This is a genomic window from Streptomyces diversicolor (assembly GCF_057537855.1).
The window spans coordinates 97561-119844 of the sequence record NZ_BAAJXA010000027.1 but is presented as its reverse complement, the minus strand read 5'-3'; the positions used below and the strand labels follow the sequence as shown (position 1 = coordinate 119844).

The 22284-nt window shown below is 71.8% G+C and carries 22 protein-coding genes; 6 read left to right on the top strand and 16 right to left on the bottom strand.

Annotation, left to right across the window (positions count from 1 at the left end; genetic code table 11):
- Positions 1-34 precede the first annotated feature (34 nt).
- From chvE to AC27LF_RS29255, 4 genes are all read right to left on the bottom strand, one after another.
- Complete coding sequence (gene chvE / locus AC27LF_RS29270) at positions 35-1141, bottom strand: multiple monosaccharide ABC transporter substrate-binding protein (protein WP_479658344.1); 1107 nt, start codon at positions 1139-1141, stop codon at positions 35-37.
- Positions 1142-1263: 122 nt separating this feature from the next.
- Positions 1264-2238, bottom strand: a complete 975-nt coding sequence (locus tag AC27LF_RS29265) for a hypothetical protein (protein ID WP_479658343.1) — start codon at positions 2236-2238, stop codon at positions 1264-1266.
- A 125-nt stretch (positions 2239-2363) separates the two neighbouring features.
- On the bottom strand, positions 2364-3368 hold the full coding sequence (locus tag AC27LF_RS29260; protein ID WP_479658342.1) for a zinc-dependent alcohol dehydrogenase: 1005 nt from the start codon (positions 3366-3368) through the stop codon (positions 2364-2366).
- Positions 3365-4522 (bottom strand): mandelate racemase/muconate lactonizing enzyme family protein, encoded by a 1158-nt coding sequence (locus AC27LF_RS29255; RefSeq protein ID WP_479658341.1) that lies wholly within the window; start codon positions 4520-4522, stop codon positions 3365-3367. The genes AC27LF_RS29260 and AC27LF_RS29255 overlap by 4 nt, the downstream gene beginning before the upstream one ends.
- 201 nt (positions 4523-4723) lie before the next feature.
- Between AC27LF_RS29255 and AC27LF_RS29250 the strand changes: the two genes are divergently transcribed.
- Positions 4724-5530: an SCO2400 family protein gene (locus AC27LF_RS29250; protein ID WP_479658340.1), complete on the top strand. Its 807-nt coding sequence runs from the start codon at positions 4724-4726 to the stop codon at positions 5528-5530.
- A gap of 490 nt (positions 5531-6020) precedes the next feature.
- On the opposite strand, the gene AC27LF_RS29245 is transcribed toward AC27LF_RS29250, so the two are convergent.
- On the bottom strand, positions 6021-7019 hold the full coding sequence (locus tag AC27LF_RS29245) for an NADP-dependent oxidoreductase (RefSeq protein ID WP_479658339.1): 999 nt from the start codon (positions 7017-7019) through the stop codon (positions 6021-6023).
- Between the two features lie 88 nt (positions 7020-7107).
- Between AC27LF_RS29245 and AC27LF_RS29240 the strand changes: the two genes are divergently transcribed.
- The gene (locus AC27LF_RS29240) at positions 7108-7572 is read left to right on the top strand and encodes a MarR family winged helix-turn-helix transcriptional regulator (protein ID WP_479658338.1); all 465 of its coding nucleotides are present in this window, start codon (positions 7108-7110) and stop codon (positions 7570-7572) included.
- Positions 7573-7649: 77 nt separating this feature from the next.
- Positions 7650-8507, top strand: a complete 858-nt coding sequence (locus tag AC27LF_RS29235; protein ID WP_479658337.1) for an EI24 domain-containing protein — start codon at positions 7650-7652, stop codon at positions 8505-8507.
- On the opposite strand, the gene AC27LF_RS29230 is transcribed toward AC27LF_RS29235, so the two are convergent.
- On the bottom strand, positions 8497-9777 hold the full coding sequence (locus AC27LF_RS29230) for a pyroglutamyl-peptidase I (RefSeq protein WP_479658336.1): 1281 nt from the start codon (positions 9775-9777) through the stop codon (positions 8497-8499). The genes AC27LF_RS29235 and AC27LF_RS29230 overlap by 11 nt on opposite strands.
- A gap of 73 nt (positions 9778-9850) precedes the next feature.
- Positions 9851-10807, bottom strand: coding sequence for a LysR family transcriptional regulator (locus tag AC27LF_RS29225; protein WP_479658335.1), 957 nt, complete (start codon positions 10805-10807; stop codon positions 9851-9853).
- Positions 10808-10900: 93 nt separating this feature from the next.
- Here AC27LF_RS29225 and AC27LF_RS29220 point away from each other — a divergent pair, with 93 nt between their 5' ends.
- A complete protein-coding gene (locus AC27LF_RS29220) occupies positions 10901-11332 on the top strand; it encodes a RidA family protein (RefSeq protein ID WP_479658334.1) in 432 nt (143 codons plus the stop codon).
- Positions 11333-11497: 165 nt separating this feature from the next.
- Here AC27LF_RS29220 and AC27LF_RS29215 read toward each other — a convergent pair whose 3' ends face one another.
- Together AC27LF_RS29215 and AC27LF_RS29210 are read right to left on the bottom strand one after the other, a co-directional pair.
- Positions 11498-12472: an aldose epimerase family protein gene (locus AC27LF_RS29215; RefSeq protein ID WP_479658333.1), complete on the bottom strand. Its 975-nt coding sequence runs from the start codon at positions 12470-12472 to the stop codon at positions 11498-11500.
- Between the two features lie 15 nt (positions 12473-12487).
- Positions 12488-13366: an SGNH/GDSL hydrolase family protein gene (locus AC27LF_RS29210; protein ID WP_479658332.1), complete on the bottom strand. Its 879-nt coding sequence runs from the start codon at positions 13364-13366 to the stop codon at positions 12488-12490.
- Positions 13367-13650: 284 nt separating this feature from the next.
- On the opposite strand from AC27LF_RS29210, the gene AC27LF_RS29205 reads away from it, so the two are divergent.
- Positions 13651-14145, top strand: a complete 495-nt coding sequence (locus AC27LF_RS29205) for a DUF3145 domain-containing protein (RefSeq protein WP_351728916.1) — start codon at positions 13651-13653, stop codon at positions 14143-14145.
- 190 nt (positions 14146-14335) lie between these two features.
- Here AC27LF_RS29205 and fabF read toward each other — a convergent pair whose 3' ends face one another.
- From fabF to fasR, 5 genes are all read right to left on the bottom strand, one after another.
- Entirely contained in the window at positions 14336-15598 is a 1263-nt protein-coding gene (gene fabF, locus AC27LF_RS29200; protein WP_479658331.1) for a beta-ketoacyl-ACP synthase II, read from the bottom strand.
- An 85-nt stretch (positions 15599-15683) separates the two neighbouring features.
- Positions 15684-15932, bottom strand: a complete 249-nt coding sequence (locus tag AC27LF_RS29195) for an acyl carrier protein (protein ID WP_030040115.1) — start codon at positions 15930-15932, stop codon at positions 15684-15686.
- 103 nt (positions 15933-16035) lie between these two features.
- Positions 16036-17067 (bottom strand): ketoacyl-ACP synthase III, encoded by a 1032-nt coding sequence (locus tag AC27LF_RS29190; protein ID WP_479658330.1) that lies wholly within the window; start codon positions 17065-17067, stop codon positions 16036-16038.
- Between the two features lie 15 nt (positions 17068-17082).
- A complete protein-coding gene (locus AC27LF_RS29185) occupies positions 17083-18000 on the bottom strand; it encodes an ACP S-malonyltransferase (protein WP_479658329.1) in 918 nt (305 codons plus the stop codon).
- Between the two features lie 89 nt (positions 18001-18089).
- Positions 18090-19295 carry a fatty acid biosynthesis transcriptional regulator FasR gene (gene fasR / locus AC27LF_RS29180; RefSeq protein ID WP_479658328.1) on the bottom strand — a complete coding sequence of 402 codons (1206 nt, stop codon included), beginning with the start codon at positions 19293-19295 and terminating at the stop codon, positions 18090-18092.
- A 286-nt stretch (positions 19296-19581) separates the two neighbouring features.
- On the opposite strand from fasR, the gene AC27LF_RS29175 reads away from it, so the two are divergent.
- Positions 19582-20235: a pirin family protein gene (locus AC27LF_RS29175; protein ID WP_479658352.1), complete on the top strand. Its 654-nt coding sequence runs from the start codon at positions 19582-19584 to the stop codon at positions 20233-20235.
- 24 nt (positions 20236-20259) lie between these two features.
- Here the strand turns inward: AC27LF_RS29175 and AC27LF_RS29170 are convergent, their stop codons facing one another.
- Both AC27LF_RS29170 and AC27LF_RS29165 read right to left on the bottom strand, forming a co-directional pair.
- Positions 20260-21081 (bottom strand): serine hydrolase domain-containing protein, encoded by an 822-nt coding sequence (locus tag AC27LF_RS29170; protein WP_479658327.1) that lies wholly within the window; start codon positions 21079-21081, stop codon positions 20260-20262.
- Positions 21082-21099: 18 nt separating this feature from the next.
- Positions 21100-21570, bottom strand: a complete 471-nt coding sequence (locus tag AC27LF_RS29165) for a GNAT family N-acetyltransferase (RefSeq protein ID WP_479658326.1) — start codon at positions 21568-21570, stop codon at positions 21100-21102.
- Positions 21571-22284: the final 714 nt, after the last annotated feature.

Genomic DNA, 22284 nt, shown 5'->3' with positions numbered 1-22284 from the left:
GCCCTTTCAATCCGTGGGTGAACCGACGTGGGGACTACTTGAGTTCGCCCGCCGTGTAGTAGCCGGTGTCGACGAGTTCCTTCGTGTAGTTGGTCTTGTCGACGCTCACCGGCTGGAGCAGGTAGGCGGGCACGACCTTGGTGCCGTTGTCGTACGTCTTGGTGTCGTTGACCTCGGGCTTCTTGCCGTTGAGTACGTCGTCCACCATGGCCGCGGCGACCTTGGCCAGCTCCCGGGTGTCCTTGTAGACGGTCTGCGTCTGCTCGCCCGCGATGATCGACTTCACCGACGCCAGCTCGGCGTCCTGACCGGTGATGACCGGCAGCGGCTTGCCGGAGGAGCCGTAACCGTCGGACTTCAGCGCGGAGATGATGCCGATGGAGATGCCGTCGTAGGGCGAGAGCACCGCGTCGACCCGGCCGCTCTTGTAGGAGGAGGTGAGGATGTCCTCCATGCGCCGTTGCGCGGTGGTGCCGTCCCAGCGCAGCGTGGTCACCTGGGTGAGCTTGGTCTGGCCGGACTTGACGACGAGCTTCTTGCTGTCGATGTACGGCTGGAGCACGCTCATCGCGCCGTTGAAGAAGTACTTGGTGTTGTTGTCGTCGTTGGACCCGGCGAACAGCTCGATGTTGAACGGGCCCTTGCCGTCCTTCAGTTGGAGCTTGTCCACGATGTAGCCGGCCTGGAGCTCGCCGACCTTGGTGTTGTCGAAGGACGCGTAGTAGTCGACGTTCTGCGTGCCGAGGATCAGCCGGTCGTAGGAGATGACCGGGATCTTGGCGTCCGCGGCCTGCTGGAGCACGTTGTTCAGCGACTTGTTGTCGATGGCCGCGATGATCAGGCCCTTGACGCCCTGCGTGATCAGGTTCTCGATCTGCGAGACCTGCTGGTCGGGGTCGTCCTCGCCATAGACCAGCTTGGTCTGGTAGCCCTTGGCCTTCAGGTTCTTGACAACGTTGTTGCCGTCGGCGATCCAGCGCTCCGAGGACTTGGTGGGCATGGCGATGCCGATGGTGCCGCCCTTGGCGCTGCCCTTGTCCTCCTTGCTGCCGCCCTCGCTGTTCTGCCCGCAGGCGGACAGCGCGAGGGCGAGGGACGCGGCGCCGGCTACGAGGGTGAGGGCGCTTCTACGAGTGCGCATGATGATCGGTCCCTGTTCTTCTCGTCGTTGAGATATTTGAGCGAGTTCGGTGAAGCGCGCCCCAAGGGGGCGCGAGGAACTGCGCGACCAGCCACGACCGGACCCGCAGCCCCCAACGTTCATCAGGCGGCACCTTCGGAGGGGAACCGGCGGAGAGACCCTGGCAGGCGGGAGCCGAGCGGCGCCATGTCGCCGTCCGCGCCGTGCCGGGCGAGCAGGTCCAGGGCAAGCCGGCCGCGCCGCACCCGCTCCCGGGCGGTGTCCAGGGTCACGTCCCGCAGATGGGTGCCCCACGGGTAGATGCCGGGGGCCTTGGACAGGCCGAACTTCAGATAGAGCGGAGCGCCGCGCCGGATCAGCTCGGCGACCTCGTACATCCGGACATAGCCGCCGAGGTCGTCGGGCGCCTCGATGTACATGTCCATGGGCGCGGCGGACACCCGGCGGATCTCGGTGAGGTGATCCAGCGTCAGATCGCTGGGCACGTTGACCGAGTCGGCGCCCAGCCGCTCGAAGACCGCGTACGACGCCGGGTTCACCGGCCCGACGAGCGCGGACACCTTGAGGGTGGTGTCGGCGGGGATGATCCCGGCGGTCCGCGCCCGGTGCAGCGTCCACAGCACGCCCTCGTCGGCGACCAGCAGGCACTTGACGCCCAGTTCGGTGGCCCGCACGGCGTCCTCGACACAGCCGGCGACCGCGTCGTGGCCGCGGGCCCGCAGCCCCGCGCCGCCCGAGCCGGAGCGCACCGAGCCGCCGATGTCCCAGGTGCCGCGCGGGCCGGTGAACAGGCAGAGTTCGATGCCGCGTTCGGCGGTGGCCTCGACCATCTCGGTGATCTCGGCGTCGGTCAGCATCCACACGCCGCTGCCCTGGCTGATGCGGTGGATCGGCACGTCGAGCCGTGCGGACTCCTTGAGCACGACCGCCAGCGCCTCGGGACCCTCGCACGAGGGGATCTCGGTGCGCCAGCGCCCGCCGCCCGGGAAGCTGTGGGCGGAGGCGTCGGCGGGGTCGAGGGCGGGCGCGCCCAGGCCGAGCGCGGTGAGCGCGTGCTCACCGGGCCTGCGGGCTGCCGTGGCGGATGCGTGGTTCACAAGCTGTCCTTAGTGTTCGATATATCGGACAAGGTTCGCGGCTCAGGGTGCGGAAGAGGCCGGGGCGACCGGCCGGGAGTACGCCGGTCCCGGCGCCGTCTGGTCACGCCGGGACCGGCGTACGGCTAGGGGCGGAGCAGCACCTTGCCCACCTTCGGATCACCGGCCCCCACCAGCTCGATGGCCTGCGGGAACCCGGTCAGCGGCAGCTCGTGCGTGACCAGCGGCAGCGGGTCGAGCAGCCCGGCCCCGAACATCCGCACCGTGTGCGCCCAGGCGTCCGGCGGCGCCCCGAAGACGGTGTGCACCTCCAGCTGCCGCACCACCAGGTCGGTCGGGTCGAGGCCGTCGGCGCCCGGCGCCGGGATACCGGTCAGAACCAGCCGTCCGCCGCGGCGGAGCAGCGCCGCGGCGGTGCGCGCGGCGGACGCGGACCCGGCGGTCTCCACGACGACGTCGAAGTCGTCGGGAAGCGGTTCGTCCCTCGTACGGAACCCGGTGGCGCCGAACCGCCGGGCCAGCGGCTCCCGGTCCCGCCCCGTGCCGACCACCAGCAACTCCGCGGGCGAGACGGCCCGCAGGAACTGCACGGCGAACATCCCGAGCGTGCCCGTGCCGACCACCGCGACCCGCTCGCCCGGCCGGGCACCGCCCTTGACCGCGGCGGCGGCCACACAGGCGGCCGGCTCCAGGAGCGCCGCCGCGGTCAGATCGGCCGCGTCCGGCAGGACGTGCAGCAGCCGGGCCGGCAGGGTGAGGGTGGCCGCCATGGCGCCCGGCTGGGTGAAGCCGGTCTCCTCGTAGCCCGCGGTGCACAGGGTGGTCTCGCCCGCGTGACAGCGGTCGCACACCTGGCAGTTGCGAAAGCCCTCGCCGACGACCTTGCGGCCGGTCAGCGCCGCGGGCACCCCGTCGCCCACCGCCCGCACCGTCCCGGACCACTCATGGCCGGGCGTCAGCGGGTAACGGACGTACCCCTGCGGCCGGTTGCCCTGGAACACCTCCCGGTCGCTGCCGCAGATGCCCACCGCGTGCACGGCGACCAGCGCCTCCCCGGGGCCGGGCGGGCGGGGTGTGTGCTCCTCGACCCGGTGCTCGCCCGGCGCCTCGACGACGACCCGCGAACTCACTTCGTGCCCTTCGGCTTACGCTGCTCCCAGCCGTCGGCCCACAGGTCGAACCGGGCCTGCTGCTGCGGGAACTCGGCCGCCGCGTCGACGTCCAGCTCGACGCCGAGGCCGGGCGCGTCGGACAGCTGGAAGTAGCCGTCGACAACCTCGGGCGCGCCCTTGACCACCTTCTTGATCTCCGCGTCGGCGAAGTCGTTGAAGTGCTCCAGGATCTTGAAGTTCGGTGTGGAGAAGCCGACTTGGAGACTGGCCGCGGTCAGCACCGAGCCGCCCACGTTGTGCGGGGCGACGAGCACGTAGTGGGTCTCGGCGGTCGCCGCGAGCTTGCGGGTCTCCCAGATGCCGCCCAGGTGGCCGACGTCCGGCTGGATGATGTCGGCCGCCTGGCTCTCGAACAGCTCGCGGAACTCGATCCGGTCGTGGATCCGCTCGCCGGTGGCGACCGGCAGGTCCACCTTCTCGGCCACCTTCGCGAGCGCCTTCAGGTTCTCCGGCGGCACCGGCTCCTCCAACCAGGCCGGCTTGAACGGCGCCAGTTCCCTGGCGAGGCGGACCGCGGTGGCGGGGGAGAAGCGGCCGTGCATCTCCAGCATCAGCTCCGCCTCCGGGCCGATGGCGTCGCGCACCGCCTCGATGAGGGACACGGAGTACAGGGTCTGCGCGTGGTCGAGCTCGAAGTGGCCGGTGCCGAACGGGTCGATCTTCAGGGCCCGGTAGCCGCGCGCCACGACCTCCTGCGCCGCCTTGTGGTACGCCTCCGGTGTGCGCTCGGTGGTGTACCAGCCGTTGGCGTACGCCTTGACCCGGTCGGTCACCTTGCCGCCGAGCAACTGCCACACCGGGACGCCCAGCGCCTTGCCCTTGATGTCCCAGCAGGCCATCTCGACCACCGCGATCCCGGACATGACGATCTCGCCGGCCCGGCCGTAGTCGCCGTACTTCATACGGCGCGCAAGGTCCTCGACGGCGAACGGATCGGAGCCCAGAATGTGGTTGGCCTCCGCCTCGCGCAGATAGCCGATCAGTGCGTCGGTGTGACCGAGCATCCGGGTCTCGCCGACTCCCGTGATCCCCTCGTCGGTGTGCACCTGGACGTACGTCAGATTGCGCCACGGCGTTCCGACCACGTGCGTGCTGATTCCGGTGATGCGCACGGCAGATGCCCCTCAGCTGTTCGAGATTTCGTCACACGTTCGAAATGCTGGCGTGACAGTAAGGACGGGGCGGCGGGGGTGTCAATGGGTCGAACAGGTAACAGTTTCGGCAAGCCTCTCGACAGTTCTTTCGGGCTCCCACAGAACATTCACAGCCGCCCCTAGGAACGTGACCCGCGCGGAACTTAGTCTTCCCGCGTCATGGACTACTGCGACCCGTGCCGACGGCACCTCAACGGCGCCCTCGCCTGCCCGGGGTGCGGCACACCCGTCGACGATCTGCGCACGCACCCGCGCGAACGCCACGACGCCGATGAGAGCCACGACGGCCACGAGGACGCCTATGAGGGCGAGGACGCCGCTGACGCCGCTGGCGCCGCTGACGCCGCGGCCGGCGAGCCGCGCGGGCGGGCGGCGCGGCGCCGGGAGCAGGGGCGCGGCCGTGGTCGCGGCCGGGGCCGGGCGGCGGCGGACGAGGCACCGGCCGCGGCGGGCGACGCGAGCCGTCGCGACCGCAAGGCCGCCGCGCACCGCAGGCGGCGCCGCCGGATTCTGCTCATCACCGCCGGCTTCGTGCTGGCGGCAGGCGGCCTGAGCCTCGCCGAACTCGGCACGGACGCCCCGTTCTCCGTTCCGCGGCCCGCGGCGGCCGGGGGCGAGTCGGCGGACGGCGGCGGCTCGACCGCGGACCCGCGGGGGCCGGCCGGCCCCGGGCGGGGCACCGCGGCCACGGCGGTCGCGGACACCTCGGGCTCTCCGGACGCCTCCGCGTCCCCGTCGGCGTCCAAGTCCGCGAAGGACAAGGCATCCAAGTCCCCGAACACCACGACCCCGCCCCCCTCCGACACGGAGCCGGGCGGCGGCACGGAGGGAACGCCCCCGGCGCCCACCGCGCCCCCGACAGACGCCCCGGAGACCACCCCACCCGAGACCCCGACCCCCTCCACCCCGCCCCCCGACCCCACCCCCACCCACACCTGCAACCGCTTCCTGTGGTGGTGCACCTAGCGCCCCGCCAGGGCCGCGGGGAACTGAGCGCCAAGCCACAACGGCCCCGCACAGCGGCAACTTTTCAGCGGACGGTGCCGAAGGGTCGCCCCGATAGGGGCGCGGGGAACTGCGCGAACGACCACGACGGCGCCGCACTGAGCCAACGACCGTACCGCGGCAGCTTTTCAGCGGGCGGTGCGGAAGGGCCGCCCCGATAGGGGCGCGGGGAACGGCGCGACCGGCCACGACGGCGCCGCACCGAGCCAACGACCGTACCGCGCCGACTTTTCAGCGCACGGCGTGGATAGGTCGCCCCGTCAGGGGCGCGGGGAACTGCGCGCCAAGCCACAACGCAGCCGCACCGAACCAACGACCGCCCCCCGCCGCCCCCCCGGAGGGCTTGTGCGGGTGCGTGGGGGCCGGGCGCGCAGTTCCCCGCGCCCCTGGGTGACTGGGTGGGCTGCCCTTGCGCGTGTTCGCAGGCGGCCCGGGCGCCCCGCGCCATGTTTCAGAGTTTGACGATCATTTTCCCGGTGTTGTCGCCGCGTAGGACGCCGAGGAATGCCTCCACGTTGTTCTCGATGCCCTGGACGACGGTCTCGCGGTACTTCAGCCGGCCCGCGGCGACCCACGGCCCGACCTCCCGTACGAACTCCGGCTGGAGATCGTAGTGGTCGCCGACCAGGAACCCCTCGATACGGCCGCGGGTCTGGATGAGACGGGCCAGGTTCCGCGGGCCGGGGGCCGGCTCGGTGTTGTTGTAGACGGAGATCATTCCGCAGATCGCGATCCGGCCCCGCAGATTGAGCGCGCCGATGGCGGCCTCCAGGTGCTCGCCGCCGACATTGTCGAAGTAGACGTCGATGCCGTCGGGCGCGGCGGCGCGCAACTGCTCGGCCACCGGACCGTTGCGGTAGTTGAAGGCGGCGTCGAAGCCGTACTCCTCGACCAGCAGCCGCACCTTGTCGTCGGAGCCGGCCGAGCCGACGACCCGTGATGCGCCCTTGAGCCGGGCGAGCTGCCCGACCTGGCTGCCGACGGCACCGGCCGCGCCGGAGACGAACACGGCGTCGCCCTCCTTGAAGGAGGCGGTGCGCAGCAGCCCGACGTAGGCGGTGAGGCCGGTCATGCCGAGGACGCCGAGATAGGCGGACAGGGGTGCGGCCTCCGGGTCGACCTTGACCGCCTGCGCCGCGTCCACGGCGGCGTACTCGCGCCAGCCGAGGTAGTGCAGCACATGGTCGCCGACGGCGATCCCGTCGGCGTGGGAGGCGATGACCTCGCCCACCGCGCCGCCCAGCATGGCCGCGTCCAGCCGGTACGGCTCCGCGTACGACTTGGCCGCGCTCATCCGGCCGCGCATGTAGGGGTCGACGGACAGGTACGTGTTCCGCACCAGCACCTGGCCCTCGCCCGGCGTCGGGACCTCCGTCTCGACCAGGGCGAAGTCCTCCGGCTTCGGCCAGCCGACCGGACGGCTGAGCAGGTGCCATTCGCGGTTGATCATGACAACGCCTCTCCGTTTACTTCAGGAACTGAAACAACAATGGTCCTGAATATTTCATGGTGTCAAGCAACCGGTTACCCTGGGGGCCATGTCCACCCCATCGAAGGCCCACCGCCCCGACGCCCTGACCCTGGAGGTCGTCGAACTCATCGGGGACGTCGTGGCCCGCTTCTACGCCGACTACGAGGAGGCGGCGGGTGAGCACGCCCTGACCGGGGCGCAGGCGCGGCTGCTGAGCCTGCTGTCGCTTGAGCCGCTGCCGATGCGGAAACTGGCGCAGCGGCTGAAGTGCGAGCCGTCGAACGTCACCGGGATCGTGGACCGCCTGGAGGCCCGCGGTCTGGCCGAGCGCCGCCCCGACCCGGCCGACCGCCGGGTGAAGCTCGCGGCGGCCACGGACGAGGGCCGCCGGGTCGCCCGCGACCTGCGCGACGGGCTCCGCTTCGCCCGCGAACCCCTGGCGGCCCTCACCCCCACCGAACGCCAGTCCCTCCGCGACCTCCTCCACCGAATGAGCCACGCGGACCGCCCCGACGAGGCGATCACCCCCTGACCCCGGCAGGACCGACGCGGGGCGACAGCGAGGCAGGACCTGGTGAGTGGGGGCCTGCCGGCCGGTAGGGTCTCGGTATGCGTGAACTCGGGGTGGGTTTCGGTTATCTCCTCAAGGGCCAGCGGTGGATGGCCCGGCACGGCCGGCAGTTCGGGTTCGGGCTGCTGCCCGGCCTGATCACCCTCGTGCTGTACGCGGCGGCCCTGGTCGCGCTCGCGATCTGGGGCGGGGACTTCGTCTCCTGGGCCACCCCCTTCGCCGACGACTGGTCGAGCCCGTGGCAGGGCCTGTTCCGCGGCTTCCTCACCGCCGTGCTCTTCGCCCTGGGCCTGCTGCTGGCCGTACTGACCTTCACCGCGGTCACCCTGCTGGTCGGCCAGCCCTTCTACGAAAGCCTCTCCGAGACGGTCGACCGGGATGTGTCACCCGACGGCACCGCCCCCGAGTCCGGCCTGCCCCTGTGGCGCGACCTGTGGGTCTCGGCCCGCGACAGCCTGCGCATCCTGGTCCGGGCGGCCGTCTGGGGCGTCCTCCTGTTCGCCCTCGGGTTCCTGCCCGTCGTCGGCCAGACGGTCGTACCGGTGATCGGCTTCTTCGTCACCGGCTTCTTCCTCACCGAGGAACTGGCCGCGGTCGCCCTCCAGCGCCGCGGCGTCGAACTCCGTGCACGCCTCGCCCTGCTCCGCTCCCGCAAGCTGCTGGTCTGGGGCTTCGGCACCCCTCTCGGCCTGGCCTTCCTGGTGCCGTTCGTCGCGGTGTTCCTGATGCCCGGCGCGGTCGCCGGCGCGACGCTCCTCGCCCGGGACCTGCGGGGCGAGGAGATCACGGAGGGCGCCGGGGACGCCGATGACTCCGATGACGCGGACGACGCCGGGCACGACCCGCGCGCCGCGCACGACACGGCCGCGCCCGGGCGGACTCAGGTCACCTCCTGAGCGTCGCGTCCGCCGCCACCGTCAGGATCGCCCGTACCTGACCGATGATGTCCAGCCGGTTGCGCACGAACTCCGGGTCGGTGACGGCACCGCTCGCCGGGTCGGTGTTCCCGGCGCCGAACTGGAGCACCGGTGTGTGCACATGACCGCCCGGCAGGGTGTCGTGCAGGCCCAGCCGGTCGCGCAGCAGCGTCGCCCGGTAGGCGATCTCGTTGGACAGATAGTCGCCGCCGCCCCCGGCCCGGGCCGTCGAGCCGGGCGTCGGGCCGTCCGGCCGTACGACGGGAGCGGCGCCGCCCGCCGGTATCTCGGTGACCGTCGTGTTGTCGTACACCGGGAAGCGGCCGGTGTCCGCGGCGACCACGGCGGCGTACGGCAGCGTGGTCGTCGTCCACTGCGGCTGGCTCGCCGGGTCGGCGACCGGGACGGTGCCGGTCACCGACGCGTTGTCGTTGTCGGGGAACCCGCCACGCCAGGCGCCGTTGGTGCGTTCCACGTCGAAGCGTCCGACCCGGCCCTGGCTCACCGTCGTGAACAGGTCCACCGCCGGCAGATACGGCCGCAGCGCCCGCTCCACCACCTGGTCCGCGAAGTCCCGCCAGCGCACCGGGAACACGGCCGTCTCCACGCGCGCGGGCCCCGCCGCCGTCTCGATCACCGTGCCGTCCAGGGCCAGCGCGGTCGCCCCGGACGGATTGGAGATGCGGATGTCCCGGTCGAGGGTGAAGGGGTCGAAGCCGGTCACCAGAATGCGTTTGCCGCCCTTGCCGCCCTTGCTGTTCTTGTCGCGGGGATAGCGCACGTCGGTCTGCCCGCGCGAGGTCCGCTCCAACTCGTCCAGCAGCGCGACCCGTCGGTCCTCGCTCAGCGTGAACCCGGGCTGGTACGCCCTCAGTTGCCGGGTCATGCCCAGCCGGGCCCAGTACAGCGGCCGGTCGTCGTCCCGGCTGAGGTCGCCGACCGCGGGCCCGCGCCCCTGCGCCCGGTCGACGGCCCGCCGCCACAGCGCGGACCCCTCGCGGGCGACGATCCGGCGGGCCTGCTCGAAGGAGCGCGCGCGGCCGAGCGCGCGGGCGAACTCGGGGGCCACGGTGTCGAATCCGGACCGCTTCAGGATCTCCTGGGGCACGGCCCGGTCGAGCCGCTGTTCCTCGGTGGTGGCCGCGGCGCCGGCGGGGGCCGGGCCGGCGGCGGCGGTCGTGGTGGGGGCGGCGAGCCCGGCGAGCAGGGTCAGGCCGAGGACGCCGATGCGAACGCGTAGGGATTTCAAGGGATTTCGAGTCCTTCCGTCGCTGTGGGGCGCGTGCTGCGGGACGGCGGAAGTATCGCGTGACGCATGTGGTCTACGCCATGGCGCCGGGCAGCCGGGCGGCGGCCTCGCGCAGCACCGCCACGAACGCGCGTGCCGCGGGCGACAGCGAGCGTCCGCGGACCGTCGCCGCGTACACCGCGCGCGCCGGGGCGCCCTCGTCGTCCACCCGCAGCAGGGCGACGTCCGGCCGGACCGACTCGGCCGCGAGCGCCGGGACCAGGGCGACGCCGAGACCGGCCGCCACGTACCCCTGCTTGGCGGTCCACTCGGCGACGACATGCGCCACGCGCGGCCGGAAGCCCTGGCGCAGCGCGGCGTCCAGCAGGGTGCCCTCGGGGCGCGGCCCGCCGGAGATCCAGTCGGCGTCGGCGAGCAGGGCGAGCCGGACGGTGCCGGCGCCGGCCAGCGGATGGCCGGCGGGGACGGCGACGTACAGGCACTCGTCGAGGAGATGGTGCAGGGAGTACGCGGCCAGCGGGGCGTTGCCCGTCGTGGAGACGACCGCCAGGTCGAGATGGCCGGCCGAGAGCCGGTCCAGCAGCGCGGGGGTCAGGCCCTCCTCGCGGGTGATGCGGACGCCGGGGTGACGGGCGCGGAAGGCGGCCAGGGCGCGCGGCACCAGCGCCGCGTCGGCGGTGGCGAAGGCGCCGAACCGCAGCCGCCCGTCGGTCAGTTCACGCAGCGCCCTCAGTTCCCGCATGGCCTCGTGCAGCGCCCCGGCGACGTTCTCGGCGTGCGGGACGAGCGCCCGGCCCGCCTCGGTGAGCCGCACCCCGCGCGGCAGCCGGTCGAACAGCGGGGCGCCGCCGAGCGCCGACTCCAGCGAGGCGATCTGCCGGGACACCGCCGACTGGGTCCAGCCGAGCGTCCGCGCGGCCACGGTGAAGGAGCCGCCACGGGCCACCTCCAGGAACGCGCGCAGCCACAGCGTGGCGAGGTCGGGCAGCTCGTACGGCGATTTGTCATGCGGGGTGGGCATGGCAGCCATGCTAGACATTCGCTTGTCGCATCACGGAGGCGGACCTAACGTCGTCACGTCACCGGCGTCCGGCCCGGCCGCCGCCCCCTCCGAAGGAGCCCCGTGCAGATCACCTTGGGCAACCCCGCGTCCGCGCCGCAGCCTCTGAGCCCCTACTACTCCCAGGTCGCCCGCGTCGAACACGCCGACGGCAGCGCCCTGTTGTTCATCTCCGGCCAGATCGCCGAGGGCGCCACCTTGGCCGAGCAGTCCCGCGGCATCTTCGAGACGATCGCCGCCCTGCTCGAAGCCCACGGCGCGACCCTGGCGGACATCATCAACATCCGCACCTACCTCACCGACATGGACGGCCTCCCCGAATACGCCGCGGTACGCCAAGAATTCCTCACCACCACCCCACCCACCAGCATGACCTTCGAGACCCCCCGCCTGTTCCACCCCAAGGCCCAAATAGAAATAGAAGCAATAGCAGCGATCAGCCCCCCAAAGGGGGCGCGGGGAACGGCGCGCTCAACCACAACGAACCCGCAGTGAACGACGTCGATCGGGCCCCCGTAGGGGGCGGCGCGGGGAACTGCGCGCTCAGCCACAGCGAACCCGCAGTGATCGACGTCGATTGGGCCCCCGAAGGGGCGCGCGGGGAACTGCGCGCCAAGCCACAATGCACCCGCAGTGAACGACGTCGATTGGCCCCTGGTGCTAACCCCGGACCCCGAAGCCGTACACCGTCTCCGAGCGGTACGTCGCGCCGGGGCGCAACTCGGTGGTGGGGAAGTCCGGGCGGTTCGGGGAGTCCGGGAAGTGCTGGGTCTCCAGCGCGAGACCGTCGCCGGGCGCGAAGGGATCGCCCAGGTGGTCGGCGGTGTACAGCTGGACGCCCGGCTCGGTCGTCGAAACCGTCAGCACCCGCCCGGACGCCGCGTCGTACAACTCGCCCACCGCGACCGGAACGTCCGTGACGCCCTTGTCGAGGACCAGGTTGTGGTCGTAGCCGGCGCCCACCTTGCGCGCCGTGCGGAAGTCGAACCGGGTGCCCGTCACGTCCGCCAGTTCCCCGGTCGGGATCAGATCCGCGTCGACCGGAGTGAACCGGGAGGCGGCGAGCCGCAGTTCGTGCCCGCCCGCGTTGCCACCGCCGGCCAGGTTGAAGTAGCTGTGGTTGGTGAGGTTGACCAGCGTCGGCGCGTCCGTCACCGCCTCGTACCCGATGCGCAGCGCCCCGGACGCGTCCAGCGCGTACGTCACCGTCACCTCCAGGCGGCCAGGGAAGCCCTCCTCGCCGTGCGGGCTGATCCGCGTCAGACGTACGCCGTGCTCGACCGGCTCCGCGTCCCATACGCGCTTGTCGAAGCCGCGCTCCCCGCCGTGCAGGGAGTTGGGGCCGTTGTTCGGCTCCAGCGCGTAGACCAGGCCGTCCAGCGGGAAGCGTGCGCCCGCGATCCGGTTGGCGTAGCGGCCGATCACGGCGCCGACGTACGGCTCCGGATGGGCGACATAGCCGTCCAGGGCGGCGAACCCCAGCACGACGTTCGCCGTCCGCCCGTCCCGGTCCGGGACCTCGACGCACTGCACGATCCCGCCGTACGTCAGGACCCGCACCCGCACCCCGGCGCGCTCCAGCGTCCAGCGGTGGACCCGGGTGCCGTCGGAAAGTGTGCCGAAAAGTTCGCTCATGTGGGAAACCCTAGGTCACGGGTTCCGCGCCGTGACGGTCCGGTAGGCGATCGTCGCGAGCCGCTGCTGGCCGTCCTTGCTCGGGTGGAACCAGTCCCAGTGGCTGAGCTGCTCGGTGCTGAACTCGAAGTCGAACACGGCGCCCCCGTCGAAGCGGCACCGCCGGTCCTTGGCGCACACCTCCGCGAGGACCTTGTTGTACGCCTCCACCCGCTCCTGCACCGTGTCCCGGCGCTTCGTGGCCACCAGGTCCAGCGCGTCCGCGTCGCCCAGCATCGACGGGCAGATGCCCAGCTTCCACACCTGCTTGCCGAGCGGGTTGGTGCGGCCCTGCGACCACAGCCGCTTGAGGTTCGGCACGCTCGCCACATACACCTGCGTCTTCGGCAGCGCCGCGCGCAGCGTCGCCATCGCCTCCTCGAACCCCTCGCGGAAACGGGTCACCGACGTCATCGCCGACGTCGTGGCCCGGCAGGCGTCGTTGGCCCCGATCATCACCGTCACCAACTCGGGCGCGCGCGTCACCGCCTGCGCCATCTGGTCGGCGAGGTCACGCATCCGGGCGCCGGTCACGGCGTAGTTCCAGCTGTTCTCGGCCGCCCGGGACCGCCCGAGCAACTGCACCGCCAGGCTGTCCACCTCGGTGCCGGTGCCGGTCGCCCAGGACACCTCCGGGCAGTCCGAGAGCACCGTGCACGCGTCGAAGCCCCGGGTGATGGAGTCGCCGACGGCGGCGATCGAGGCCGGGCTGCGGTTCCACACCACGGCCGCCCGCGCCTTGGTGCCGCCCGGCGCCGGGGAGTTGTCGCCCGCGGCCTCGCATCCCGCGACGCCCAGGACCGCCGCCAGCACGACGGTGAGCACGGCTCGTGAACGCCGGCGTCGGTTTCGCATCCCCTGGTCCATCCCCTTGTCGTGCCGCCGACGCGCCGTCATGGCCGTCGTCCCGTCGTGGTCCCCAACCCATAACAACGCGCGAGGGTTCCCGGCGTGCGGCATGCAACGTCTCACACCCGTACAAGCGTCCCCCTGGGTGAATGGCGGCGTTTCCTGGCGCCGGGACGGACGGTACGTCACACTCCGCCCGCCGCCGCACGGTAGCCTCGCCATCAACGCGGCCGTCCTGTCACAGCCGCCCAGCCAGACCGCACCCTGTCCCGCTCAGCCCGGAGGTCCCGGTGACGACACGTGGAGTTCTGTACGTGCACTCCGCGCCGCGCGCGCTGTGCCCGCACGTCGAGTGGGCCGTCGCCGGGGTGCTCGGCACTCGCGTCAGCCTCGACTGGATCCGGCAGCCCGCCGCCCCCGGCACCTGGCGCTCGGAGTTCTCCTGGCAGGGCGAGCCCGGCACCGCGTCCAAGCTGGCGTCCGCGCTGCGCGGCTGGCACCTGCTGCGCTTCGAGGTCACCGCGGAGCCCTGCCCCACGGCCGAGGGCGAGCGCTACAGCTGCACCCCCGACCTCGGCATCTTCCACGCCGTCACCGGTATCCACGGCGACATCCTGATCCCCGAGGACCGGCTGCGCGCGGCGCTGACCCGGTCCCAGCGCGGCGAGACGGACCTGGAGGCGGAGATCGCCAAGCTCCTGGGCAAGCCCTGGGACGACGAACTGGAACCCTTCAGATACGCCGGAGAAGGCGCCCCGGTCCGCTGGCTCCACCAGGTCGTATAGCGCCCTCAGCGCAGGAGCGCCCCGTAAGGGGCGCGGGGCTGTGTACCTATGCGGCTCCGCCGCGCGGGCGCGACCAGCCACAAACAACCCGCACCCGGCAACACAACCAATCCCCCAACGGCGCATGGCCCGACCTCCGCAAAAGGAGACCGAGCCATGAAGCACGCCGCTGACATAAGAGCCGCTGACGTCAGAGCGATCGAAACGCCAGTACCACGTTGTGCCCACCGAACCCGAACGAGTCGTTCAGCGCGGCGATACGGCCCTCGGGAAGCCGCCGCGCCTCCCCGTGGACCACGTCCGCGTCCAGCTCGGGGTCGGGGTTGTCGAGGTTGATGGTCGGCGGGGCGATCCGATGCACCAGCGCGAGCACCGACGCGACGGTCTCGATCCCGCCGGCACCGCCGAGCAGATGCCCGGTCATCGACTTGGTCGCGGAGATCGCCATGTGGTCGACATCATCGCCGAACACCTTCCGCAGCGCCTTGACCTCGGCGATGTCACCCTGCGGGGTCGAGGTGGCGTGCGCGTTGACGTGCACGATCTCGGCCGGCTTCAGATCGGTGTTGTCGAGCAGGTTCTGCAGCGCGTGCGCGATGCCGTTGCCGGACGGCTCCGGCTGCGTGATGTGGTGGCCGTCGGCGGAGATGCCCTGGCCGACCGCCTCGGCGTACATCCGGGCGCCGCGGGCCTTCGCGTGCTCCTCGGACTCCAGGACGATCACACCGGCGCCCTCACCGAGCACAAAGCCGTCCCGGCCGCTGTCGTAGGGACGCGAGGCGCCCTGCGGGTCGTCGTTGTTCTTGGACATCGCCATCATGTTGCCGAACGCGGCGATGGGCAGCGGATGGATGGCCGCCTCCGTGCCACCCGCGACGACGATGTCGGCGCGGCCGGTGCGGATCATCTCGATGGCGTAGCCGATGGCCTCCGCGCCCGAGGCGCAGGCCGACACCGGGGTGTGCACCCCGGCGCGCGCACCCAGCTCGATCCCGACGTTGGCGGCGGGGGAATTGGGCATCAGCATCGGCACGGTGTGCGGGGAGACACGGCGTACGCCCTTCTCCCGGAGCACGTCGTACTGGTCGAGCAGTGTCGTCACCCCGCCGATGCCGGAGGCGATGACCGCGCCCAGCCGGTCGGGGTTCACGGAGCCGTCCTCACCGGCCTTGGCGGTGAAACCGGCGTCCTTCCAGGCTTCCTGAGCGGCGATCAGCGCGAACTGCGCGGACCGGTCCAGCTTGCGGGCCTGCGGGCGCGGAATGATCTCGCCCGGTTCGACGGCGATCTGTGCGGCGATGCGGACCGGCAGGTCGGCGGCCCACTCCTGCTCAAGGAGACGGACGCCGGACGTGCCGGCGAGCAGGGCCTTCCAGGTAGAGGCTGCGTCGCCACCCAGCGGTGTGGTTGCGCCGATACCGGTGACGACCACGGTGCGATTGGTCGGGCTCACGGGAATTCTTTCTCCAACGGATACGGGATTCAGCGGCGCCACCGCCGGGTGGCGGGGCATTGCAGCCTCGGGACTGGGCGGTGGCTCAGCCCTGGTGCTTGAGGATGTACTCGGTCGCGTCGCCGACGGTCTTGAGGTTCTTGACGTCCTCGTCCGGGATCTTGACGTCGAAGCGCTCTTCGGCGGCGACGACGACCTCGACCATGGACAGCGAGTCGACGTCCAGGTCGTCGGTGAAGGACTTGTCCAGCTGGACGTCCTCAACCGGGATGCCGGCGATCTCGTTCACGATGTCGGCGAGACCGGCGACGATCTCTTCCTGAGTGGCGGCCATGTCAGGCGCTCCTTCTTCGATATCCAGACGGGTTGGTGGCGCCCGCCGCGTCAGCGGCAGGTGTTGCTGAGCCGTACCGGACGCATGATCCGGCACGGAGTGCCTAGGGGAGGGTAACGACCGTGGCGGCGTAGACGAGACCCGCCCCGAATCCGATGACGAGCGCGGTGTCGCCGCTCTTCGCCTCGCCGGTCGCCAGAAGCCGCTCCATCGCGAGCGGGATCGAGGCGGCCGACGTGTTGCCGGTGGTGCGGATGTCACGGGCGACCGTGACGTGCTCCGGCAGTTTGAGGGTCTTCACCATCGAGTCGATGATCCGCACATTGGCCTGGTGCGGGATGAAGACGTCCAGGTCGTCCGGGGTGAGGCCGGAGGCGTCCAGCGCCTCCTTGGCGACCTTCGCCATCTCGAACACGGCCCAGCGGAACACCGCCTGGCCCTCCTGGGTGATCGCGGGGAACTTGACGTTGCCCGCGCTGTCGAGGGGGAGTTCGGAGACGTCGCCGTTCCGGAAGCGGTCCCAGGGCACGGTCTGCTTGATCGTGTCGGCCTTGTCGCCCTCGGAGCCCCACACGGTCGGGCCGATCGCGGGCTCCTGAGAGGGGCCGACCAGGACGGCGCCCGCGCCGTCACCGAACAGGAAGGCCGTCGCCCGGTCCTCCAGGTCGGTCAGGTCGGAGAGCCGTTCCACGCCGATGACCAGTACGTACTCCGCCGAGCCCTCGACGACCATGCCCTTGGCGAGGGTGAGGCCGTAGCCGAAGCCGGCGCAGCCCGCCGAGATGTCGAAGGCGGCGGCCTTGTCCGTGCCGAGCTTGTCGGCGATCTCGGTGGCGACGGCCGGGGTCTGACTGAAGTGCGAGACGGTCGACACGACGACGGCGCCGATCTGCTCGGCGGAGATGCCCGCGTCCGCGATCGCCTTGCCCGCGGCCTCGATCGACATCGCGGCGACCGTCTCGTCGGGGCCCGCCCAGTGCCGGGTCTCGATGCCGGAGCGCGAGCGGATCCACTCGTCGGAGGAGTCGATCCGCTCCAGGATCACCTCGTTGGGCACGACCCGGGTCGGGCGGTAGCCGCCGACACCGAGGATGCGCGCGTACGGGGCGCCCTTGCTGGGCTTGATCTTCGACATGGTCGGTACGGCTCCTTAGGCGGGCGCGTGCTCGGAGACCAGCTCCCGGGCCGCGTCGAGGTCGTCGGGGGTCTTCAGGGCCAGCGTCCGGACGCCGGGCAGGGCGCGCTTGGCCAGGCCGGTCAGCGTGCCGCCGGGGCACACCTCCAGCAGCGCGGTGACGCCCAGCTCCTTGAACGTCTCCATGCACAGGTCCCAGCGGACCGGGTTGGCGACCTGGCCGACCAGCCGGTCCAGCACCTCGGCGCCTGCGCCCACGGTCCGGCCGTCCTTGTTGGAGACGTAGGCGACCTTCGGGTCGGCGGGCGTGAGGTCCGCCGCGGCCTTCGCCAGCGCCTCGACCGCGGGCGCCATATGCCGGGTGTGGAAGGCGCCGGCCACCTTGAGCGGCATGACCTTGCGGACGCCCTCGGGCTTGTCCTCGGCCAGCGCGGCCAGCTGCTCCAGCGTGCCCGCGGCGACGATCTGGCCCGCGCCGTTGATGTTCGCGGGGGTCAGGCCCAGCTTCTCCAGGTGCGCCACGGACACCTCGGGGTCGCCGCCGAGCAGCGCCGACATGCCCGTCTCGGTGATCGCGGCGGCGTCCGCCATCGCCAGCCCGCGCCTGCGTACGAGGCTCAGCGCCGCGGTGTCGTCCAGGACGCCGGCGAACGCGGCCGCCGTGATCTCGCCGACGCTGTGTCCGGCCACGGCGTCGGGCGTGATGTCACCCAGTGCCGCGGCGGACAGGATCCCGGCGGCGACCAGCAGCGGCTGGGCCACCGCGGTGTCACGGATGGCGTCCGCGTCGGCCTGGGTGCCGTAGTGGATCAGGTCCAGTCCGATGGCGTCGGACCACGCGGCGACGCGGTCGGCGGCACCGGGGAGATCGAGCCAGGGGGTCAGAAAGCCGGGCGTCTGGGCGCCCTGGCCGGGAGCGACGAGTACGAGCACTCTCACACTCTCTCTTGGGGACGGCCGGGGCCGCCCGTGGGGACAAGGACGAAGAACACGAGGGGGTTTTGTGGGTCTCCGACAAAAGGCTAGGACTGGGGATCTCCATCGGCCAGACGCCCCAGGATCAGCGCGATCCGTAGCGTGAACGCGGATCGTACATCGGACGGTGACCATCCGGTGACGTCTGTCACACGTCGGAGCCGGTAGCGCACGGTGTTCGGGTGAACGAAGAGCATGCGGGCGGCGCCCTCCAGGCTGCTCGCCTGTTCCAGATAGACACTCAAGGTTTCCAGCAGGGCCGAACCGGCCTCTTCGAGCGGTCTGTAGATCTCCTCCACCAGCTGCTCACGGGCGCTCGGATCGCTCGCGATGGCACGTTCCGGAAGCAGGTCGTCCGCCAGGACCGGGCGCGGTGCGTCCTGCCAGGCGGAACATGCCTTCAGCCCCGCCGCGGCGGCCTGCGCGGACCGGGTCGCGGCCAGCAGATCGGGCACCACGGGCCCGGCCACGACGGGTCCCGCGGCGAACGGGCCGATCAGCGACTTGGCGACGGCCAGCGGGTTGTCGCTGCCGCCGGCGACGACGACCAGCCGGTCGCCGAGCACCCCGGTGAGCACCTGGAGCTTGGCGTGTCGTGCGGCCCGCCGAATGGCCTCCACGGTCAGCTCGCTGTCGCCGTCCGGCGCGGTCCCGAGCACGACGCACACATGCTCGGGGGAGTTCCAGCCGAGCGCAGCGGCCCGGCTGACGGCGCCCTCGTCGGCCTCCCCGCTGAGCACGGCGTTGACCACCAGGGACTCAAGCCGCGCGTCCCAGGCACCGCGTGCCTCGGCGGCCTGCGCGTACACCTGGGCGGTGGCGAACGCGATCTCCCGGGCGTACACCAGCAGCGCCTCGCGCAGCACGCCCTCGTCGCCGGGCGCGGCCACCTCGTCGATCGCCGATTCCATGACCTCGATGGTGGTCCGCACCATCTCCACGGTCTGGCGCAGCGTGATGGCCCTCGTCAGCTCGCGCGGCGCGGTGCCGAAGACGTCCGTCGAGATGGCCTGCGGGGCGTCCGGGTGCCGGAACCACTCGGTGAAGGCGGCGATACCGGCCTGGGCCACGAGCCCGATCCAGGATCGATTCTCCGGGGGCATCGCCCGGTACCACGGCAGGGACTCGTCCATGCGGGCGATGGCCTGGGCGGCGAGGCTGCCGGACGACTTCTCCAGCCGCCGCAGGGTCGCGGAGTGCGGGTGCACTCCGTGCGATGCGGGGTCGGGGTTGCGGGATTCTGGTTCGGGCACGGTGACAAGACTGCCTCATCCGGACGGCGGTACGTGTCGCCGGGGGCTCGCCTTGGCAGTGGGCGTCCACCGTGGGTGGTTTCGGCCGTCACCGGGTGCGGGTGCGTTGTGGCTTGTCGCGCCTGCGCGGCGGAGCCGCATATGTACACAGCCCCGCGCCCCCCTGCGGGGGGCCTTGGCCGTTGTTCGGGTGCGGGTGCGTTGTGGCTGGTCGCGCCTGCGCGGCGGAGCCGCATATGTACACAGCCCCGCGCCCCTTTGAGGGGCGGGTTAACGTGGGGGTGTGATGGATGTGCGGCGGGCTGGGGAGCGGTATGTGGGTGGGGATGGGCCGGGTGGGATCGAGAGTTGGCATGCCTTCGCGTTCGGTCCGCACTATGATCCCGACAATCTCCGTTTCGGTGCGCTCATCGCTTGTAATGAGGAGCGGCTGGCGGTCGGCGCCGGGTTTGATGAGCACCCGCACAGCCATACCGAGATCGTCACCTGGGTCGTGGAGGGCGAGCTGACCCACCGTGACTCGACGGGCCGCGAGACCGTGCTGGGCCCGGGCGACGTCCAGCGCCTCAGCTCCGCGGCCGGTGTCCGCCATGTGGAGCGCAACGACGGCCCGGTGCCGCTGACCTTCGTCCAGATGTGGCTGGCCCCGCGGACCCCCGGCGGCATCCCCGGCTACGAGATCGTCCGAGGCATCGCCGACTCCACCCCGTACGCCGTCCCCGAGGCCGGCGCGATGCTCCACGTACGGCGGCTGCGGCCCGGAGAGCGCACGGCGCTGCCGGACGCCGCGTACCTCTACCTGCACATGGTGCGCGGAGCGCTGCGGTTCGCGGCGCAGCGCCTGGAGGCGGGCGACTCGGCCCGCATCACGGCCGCACAGGGCCTGGAGGCGGTCGCGGAGACGGGGGCGGAGCTGCTGCTGTGGGAGATGGCCGCGTAGGGCGCGGGAAGCGCCCGGCGGGCCTCAGCCGCGCAGTTCCGAGAGCACCGCGTCCGTGAACACCGGCCACGCCTCGATCGCCCAGGTGCCGAAGGCGCGGTCGGTCAGCGCGACGCCCGCCGCCCGCGCGTCCGGGTCGATCCACAGGAACGTACCGGACTGCCCGAAGTGTCCGAAGGTACGCGGGGAGGACGAACCGCCCGTCCAGTGCGGCGACTTGGCGTCGCGGATCTCGAAACCCAGCCCCCAGTCGTTCGGGTTCTGGTGCCCGTACCCCGGCAGGACGCCCTTGGTCCCCGGGTACTGCACGGTCATCGCCTGGGCGACCGTCCGCGGATCCAGCAGCCGGGGCGCCTGCACCTCGGCCGCGAACCGCAGCAGGTCCGCCACCGTCGACACCCCGTCCTTCGCGGGCGAGCCCTCCAGCGACGTGTCCGTCATGCCCAGCGGCTCCAGCACCGCCTGCCGCAGATACTCGGCGAACGGGATGTCGGTCGCCTTGGCGAGGTGGTCGCCGAGCTGCTCGAAGCCGGCGTTGGAGTACAGCCGCCGCTCCCCGGGCGGTGCGGTCACCCGGTGCTCGTCGAAGGCCAGCCCGGAGGTGTGGGCGAGCAGATGACGGACCGTCGCGCCGGGCGGCCCCGCCGGTTCGTCGAGCTCGATCGCCCCCTCCTCGTACGCGACGAGCGCCGCGTACGCCGTGAGCGGCTTGGTGACCGAGGCCAGCGGGAAGCGCAGGCCGGCCGGCCCGTGGGTCCCCAGCACCGTTCCGTCGGCCCGTACGACACCCGCCGCGGCGGTCGCCACGGGCCACTTACCGACCAACGCAAGACTCTGCAACGCCATACGGCCGAGCTTAGGTCCTCAGAGTCTCAGCTCCAGCAAAGGGTCCGGCTTGGGCCGGAAGCCGAGGGAGTCGTACAGCGGGCGGGCCTCGGCGGAGGCGGTGAGCTGGACCTGGGCGGCGCCGCGGGAGCGGAACCACTCCAGCAGTTCGCCCATGCACGCGCGCGCGTATCCGCGGCGGCGGGCGCCGGGGTCGGTGGCGACGCTGAACACGAAGCCGACCGTGCCCTGCGGGTTGCGGGTCCGGCCGATCCGGTATTCGATCGTGCCGGCCACCAGTGCGGCCAGCGCCCCCGGCCGCTCGGGGTGGTCCACGACGAACGCGGCGAAGTCGCCGTCCGGCTCGGCGAGCCGGCCGCGCAGGGTCGGCAGGGACTCCCCGTGCCAGTCCGTGGACGGGTCGGACCCGAACATTGAGTCGATCATGACCTGCCGCAGCCGCAGAACTTCCTGTGCATCATCGGGAGTTGCCCGCCGAACAAGACTCATACCGCCCACGCTACGCTCCGCTGGATTTGCCGCGACATGCCGTCGGCCGTCCGCGGCACCGTCGCAGCCGCCCGCGCAGTCCCCCGCGCCCCTGACGGCACGCACCTGGCGTGATTTGTCGCACCCTGAAGGACCGCGGGGAGCTGCGCGACAAGCCCCAACGCACCCGCACCCGAAAGACGGCGGCTGAGCCCCGTCAGGGGCGCGGGGAACGGCGCGAGAAACCACAACGCACCCGCACTGGAAGGACGGCGGGTGTCGCCCCGATAGGGGCGCGGGGAACGGCGCGACAAGCCACAATGCACCCCGCACCCGAAGAACGGCGGCTGAGCCCCGTCAGGGGCGCGGGGAACGGCGCGAGAAACCACAACGCACCCGCACCCGAAAGACGGCGGGTGTCGCCCCGATAGGGGCGCGGGGAACTGCGCGACAAGCCCCAACGCACCCGCACCCGAAGAACGGCGGCTGAGCCCCGTCAGGGGCGCGGGGAACGGCGCGAGAAACCACAACCCACCCGCACCCGAAGAACGGCCGAGGCCCCGCAGGGGGGCGCGGGGAACTGCGCGACAAGCCACCACGCACCCGCACCCGAAAGACGACCCAAGCCCCCCAAGCCCCCCAAGCCCCCCAACCCCCCAAACCGCCCCCACCACCCCGCACCCGAAGAACGCCACGGCAAGCAACACCACCCTCTCCGCCAAGCCGGCGGCAGCC

Coding starts and splice junctions, on each gene's coding strand:
- AC27LF_RS29245 (WP_479658339.1), bottom strand. CDS start 7,019: ATGATCAACCGCGAATGGCACCTGCTCAGCCGTCCGGTCGGCTGGCCG.
- AC27LF_RS29210 (WP_479658332.1), bottom strand. CDS start 13,366: ATGCGAAACCGACGCCGGCGTTCACGAGCCGTGCTCACCGTCGTGCTG.
- AC27LF_RS29170 (WP_479658327.1), bottom strand. CDS start 21,081: ATGGCGTTGCAGAGTCTTGCGTTGGTCGGTAAGTGGCCCGTGGCGACC.
- chvE (WP_479658344.1), bottom strand. CDS start 1,141: ATGCGCACTCGTAGAAGCGCCCTCACCCTCGTAGCCGGCGCCGCGTCC.
- AC27LF_RS29195 (WP_030040115.1), bottom strand. CDS start 15,932: ATGGCCGCCACTCAGGAAGAGATCGTCGCCGGTCTCGCCGACATCGTG.
- AC27LF_RS29235 (WP_479658337.1), top strand. CDS start 7,650: ATGCGTGAACTCGGGGTGGGTTTCGGTTATCTCCTCAAGGGCCAGCGG.
- AC27LF_RS29225 (WP_479658335.1), bottom strand. CDS start 10,807: ATGGCTGCCATGCCCACCCCGCATGACAAATCGCCGTACGAGCTGCCC.
- AC27LF_RS29165 (WP_479658326.1), bottom strand. CDS start 21,570: ATGAGTCTTGTTCGGCGGGCAACTCCCGATGATGCACAGGAAGTTCTG.
- AC27LF_RS29240 (WP_479658338.1), top strand. CDS start 7,108: ATGTCCACCCCATCGAAGGCCCACCGCCCCGACGCCCTGACCCTGGAG.
- AC27LF_RS29190 (WP_479658330.1), bottom strand. CDS start 17,067: ATGTCGAAGATCAAGCCCAGCAAGGGCGCCCCGTACGCGCGCATCCTC.
- AC27LF_RS29250 (WP_479658340.1), top strand. CDS start 4,724: ATGGACTACTGCGACCCGTGCCGACGGCACCTCAACGGCGCCCTCGCC.
- AC27LF_RS29215 (WP_479658333.1), bottom strand. CDS start 12,472: ATGAGCGAACTTTTCGGCACACTTTCCGACGGCACCCGGGTCCACCGC.
- AC27LF_RS29175 (WP_479658352.1), top strand. CDS start 19,582: ATGGATGTGCGGCGGGCTGGGGAGCGGTATGTGGGTGGGGATGGGCCG.